Here is a 1,212-nt window from a genome sequence, read left to right as displayed (position 1 = left end):
CTGGGCGAAAAACGCTTGGGGGCGTGGGGCGCCTGCGGGCGCCCGACGACGACCGCCCACCAACCGCGCGCAATGACGCCCGGCTGCACCGCCCCACTCCGCCCGACAAAGCAAAAAAGAAAACACAAAGAAATGACCTATCAGTACGCAGGCAGGACAGCCCTCGTCGCCGGTAGGTTCCGCGGGAGGCGGTATGGATGCCGATGATGGCCTCGGTGAGCCAGGCGTGCCGCACTGCCGAAGTCGCAGCGGCCGGCGGCCTGATCGTGGGGCTCTTCTGGCAGCCCCTGGGCATCGCGGCCGCCATCGGCTTCGCACTCACGATGATCGGAGCCGTGGGCTTCCACGCCCAGTGTGGCGACTACGCAACGCCCGACACCCGGAAAAAGGCCATGGCCCCATCATGCTCACGCTGTTCTCCGCTGCCACCGCCGTGGCCCTCAGCCTGGCCATGTGAGCCCACCCCGAGTGACGTCGACGAGGCACCGTCATCCCTGCACCACCGGATCTCATCCGAGGTCCGACAAGACCCCGGAGGCGCGGCGCGACCTGTCCTGCCCTGACTGTATCAGCCGCGCCTCCGGTCCCCCGCTCACCTCACCGAGCACGCCCACGCGAGAAACCGTCGATCGGGTAGGAGGGCCGGTTCGCCCGGCCCTCCCCCTCCCCCCAACCACCGGACATGCGGGCCTCGCATCCGGCGGTTCGTCTAGCTGATCTCAGGCGGTCCTGAGGCGGGCCCACGAGTCCTTGAAGGACTTGTAGCCCTGAGACTGCCAGCTGCTCACCACCCAGCCGGCCGCCGTCCACAAGCCGGCCCTCTGACGCGCCGACAGCGACAAGCACCACACTCGCTGCTCTCCTGCCCGGAGCACGCGCCTGACACCACCCCGTGTCGCCCTCACCTCCCCGACCCCGCGAACAGCTCCATGCCTAGGTGATCAACAACATGACTGAAAAAGTGAGATTCAACAGCATCGTCGGCCCGGAACTGGCAGGAGAAATCGATCTGCCAGATGGCGAGATCCGGGGCTGGGGAATCTTCGTCCACGGATTCACACTCGGCAAGAACTCGCCGGCCGCCTCGCGCGTCAGCAAGCAGCTGGCACGCGAGGGCATCGGGATGCTGCGCTACGACAACCTCGGGATCGGAGACTCCGACGGCGACTGGGGGGACGGTTCCTTCACCATCAAGGTCCAGGACACGATCCG

At 66.9% G+C, this 1,212-nt stretch carries 1 protein-coding gene and 1 pseudogene; both read left to right on the top strand.

All coding sequences use genetic code 11. The features are described from left to right. The first annotated feature begins 197 nt into the window (after positions 1 to 197). On the top strand, positions 198 to 563 hold the full coding sequence (locus tag ACWDA7_RS53110) for a DoxX family protein (RefSeq protein WP_450615447.1): 366 nt from the start codon (positions 198 to 200) through the stop codon (positions 561 to 563). A 374-nt stretch (positions 564 to 937) separates the two neighbouring features. Further along, positions 938 to 1,212: pseudogene (locus tag ACWDA7_RS53105) on the top strand (alpha/beta hydrolase); the annotation flags it as partial.

It is taken from the genome of Streptomyces sp. NPDC001156, from assembly GCF_053598275.1.
Note: the sequence above shows the minus strand (reverse complement) of the source record. Positions and strands in the feature narration are given on the sequence as shown.

What these genes read in the sequence shown, in the direction of transcription:
- ACWDA7_RS53110 (WP_450615447.1), top strand. Translation starts at nt 198, where the DNA reads ATGCCGATGATGGCCTCGGTGAGCCAGGCGTGCCGCACTGCCGAAGTC.